The sequence below is a fragment of the Aquabacterium parvum genome (assembly GCF_001447195.1).
Classification (GTDB): domain Bacteria; phylum Pseudomonadota; class Gammaproteobacteria; order Burkholderiales; family Burkholderiaceae_C; genus Aquabacterium; species Aquabacterium parvum.
The window spans coordinates 1-2,760 of the sequence record NZ_LFRI01000119.1; the positions used below are offsets into that span (position 1 = coordinate 1).

Below are 2,760 nucleotides of genomic sequence, written 5' to 3' on the forward strand. Positions count from 1 at the left end.
CAGCGTCAAATCCACCCCCGCCAAAGCGGCAAAATAACCCCGTTCCTCAACCCCCTCGGGAGCCCTGTTCAGCAGCCAGAAACTGGCTCCATTACGCCGAACATCCTTGGCTCCATTACGGCGATCCGTGACACCTGAACATGCTTCTCTATCAAAACCCCCGAACGCGACTTTATGGGTGCTTCGATGACCATGGGCGTCTGGCCATCCCTGCCAGCTTTCATGACATCGGGCCGTTCTCTGAAAACGGTCTGGCAGCAACGCGCCTTGAGTCGTCCGGCACGCGTGCGATGGGCTACATCGATCAAGCAGGAAGGGTGGTGATCCCAGCCCGTTTTTTTAGTGCTGGGATTTTTGGCTCCAACGGCCTGGCACCAGTTAGCAGTGAGGATCATGGCTATCGCTATGGCTACATCAATTCGAGTGGGCGACTCTGCATTCGTCCGCGATATGGCGCGGCACGAGCGTTCGATGACCATGGCTTCGCCGTTGTCCAGGAGGGTCATTCCGGGGGGCACGGGTGCATTGATCAGAAAGGGCGATGGATCATCCCGCCGGAGTTTGAGTTCATCGGGGATTTCGCCTCAAATGGGCTTGCTATTGCAAAAAAACTCGGTCAGGAGCGTCGAGTGGTCATCAATCGACAGGGGGTTGTCGTGCTTCGCCCTCGCTACAAGAGGGTGCAATCGTTTGACGAAGCGGGGCTGTCCTTGGTCCCTCACTCGTGCGGTTGTTATGGCTTCATGAACGAGAAGGGACAGTTGGTCATCCCGGCTCGATTCAAGCACGCGACTTCGTTTTCCTGTGGCCGCGCGAGGGTCGAGATAGACGGACGGTGGGGGTTCATCGACCGTGAGGGGCGGGTGGTGATCGAACCTACGCACGCGGATGCGACATCCTTTGTCATGCCCGGCTTGGCTGCGGTGGCCAATGAGCAGGGCCTGTGGGGTTGCATTGACCCTCAGGGGCGATTGGTGATCGATCAACTGTACGCCGACATCGACCCGTCGCTTGATGGCGAGGCATTGTTTGTCAAGCGCCCGGATGGTCGACGGGGATACCTTGCTTACGATGGCCGTTGGTTGTGCGACTACCTTTGGGATGAGCGGCGGAAGAAGGGTTCGGTGACTCGGTGACGGGTCGAAAGGAACCCCATGAAAGCGCGGTGCTTGCGATGCTGACTGTCAGCTGAAGATCGACCAGCAGGGTGTCAACGCGAAGTCCAACCTCCCGTGATGTCAACCCTCGACGATGTTCTGAGCGAATGATGATGATTGAATTGTTGCCTCAGCAGCAATGGGCTGCTCAGAAGCGTGAGCCTCTTCAAAAGTACAAAGACTATCTGTCTGTCGTTGAGGATAACGTCTCAGGCATTCCCATAGCCACTGCATCGCTCCAACATGGAATGGACTCGCGGGCGGATGCCATGCGCGCGGCGGAGTCCAGGGGGCTGGATGCCAACCAGATCATCATCTTCAGCTACTCAGCAGGTGTTGGCGTTGGCGAGTTGGCTCGCTTGATTGCTCCAGCTGTGGAGTTCTGGGAGGAATACGCTGGGTACCATTTGGATTTCCACGCCAGCGAGGAGTGCGATGGCCACAAGGTGCCTCACATCGACCTCTGCGACAAAGATTACTGGGAGGCCCTGCAGCTGATCTCGTTTTCTATCCTCCTTGGGCGACCCGATTTGCTGGGCCGCATCATGGACCTGCTAGCTTATGAAAACGACGACCAAGATGCCTTGCTGGAAGACTTGGTCGCGCCGTACCTGCCAGGTCGTCCGGGTTCGGCCGTTTACACACGTCAGCTTCCGTACCGCAAGACCAAGAAGATCTTCGCTGCCAAGCCTGACAAACGCGCAGCGTTAATGGGCCAGTACCTGGATGAGTGGTACGAAGCCAGTCGCCGAGAGCCTTATCACGACCGCCACAAGTCCAGCTATTTCCCAGGCTACTGGTCTTTGGAGGCTGCAGCCATCACATACATCCTGGACATCGACGACAGCAGCTACCGAGACAAGAAGTTCTACCCAAGAGATTTGGTCGATTACGCACGCACCCATGGCAAGCGTCCGATCGCTGACGGCGAGCATCATGGATGCGATGGGTGGGCGTTGCGAGTCGGGCCAACCATGTCCTCGCGAGGGATGGTGGGAAGCGCCGGCCAAGGCGGATAGCAGGCGCTTGTTCAAGGTAGCCGAGCCGGTCGGGCCGATCGAGCGTTTCGTCAAACCGCAGCCGCACCCGGACAACCTGATACCTTCTAGCTGCTTGACCACGACGCCTATGGTGCAGGCGCCGATCGCCGCTTCGCCGCCATCGCCATCACCCACGAGACGGCCAACAACCTGGGCGCGAAGGCCGTACAGAGCCAGCGCGCCAGCGACGTCGAACAAGGCACCGACCTCACTGCGCTGAGCCCCCGGACCCCATGAACACCTGGGGCACGACCCAGGAGGACTCGTTGATAAACATGTGGCTTTACCAGCATCACACTTGCTCTGATTTGATTGACCTGGATCCAGGCACGGGTCGCTGGCGACATGTGCTTGATGAGGAGAAGCCGAAAGGCAAAGTGCTGGCTGATCTGCCAGTGCAAGGCAGTTACCTCGAAGAGAATGGCAAGCGGTACTTCAAGTACTGGACCGACGACGGGCGCTTCGTGTTCTCGACATCGGACGGTTGTGGCATTGACATCTGTCGCAAGCACGCTGGTGGTCGGATCGAGATGTTGGTGCCAGGCTTGCATTGCGACATCGCA

At 58.2% G+C, this 2,760-nt stretch carries 2 protein-coding genes and 1 pseudogene; all 3 read left to right on the forward strand.

Annotated elements, in window-relative coordinates:
* Nucleotides 1-140 precede the first annotated feature (140 nt).
* Nucleotides 141-1,136, forward strand: coding sequence for a WG repeat-containing protein (locus ABG80_RS04530; RefSeq protein WP_058086581.1), 996 nt, complete (start codon nt 141-143; stop codon nt 1,134-1,136).
* Between the two features lie 131 nt (nt 1,137-1,267).
* Nucleotides 1,268-2,176, forward strand: coding sequence for a PoNe immunity protein domain-containing protein (locus tag ABG80_RS04535; RefSeq protein WP_200964254.1), 909 nt, complete (start codon nt 1,268-1,270; stop codon nt 2,174-2,176).
* Between the two features lie 254 nt (nt 2,177-2,430).
* Nucleotides 2,431-2,760, forward strand: a pseudogene (locus ABG80_RS04540) (hypothetical protein); the annotation flags it as partial.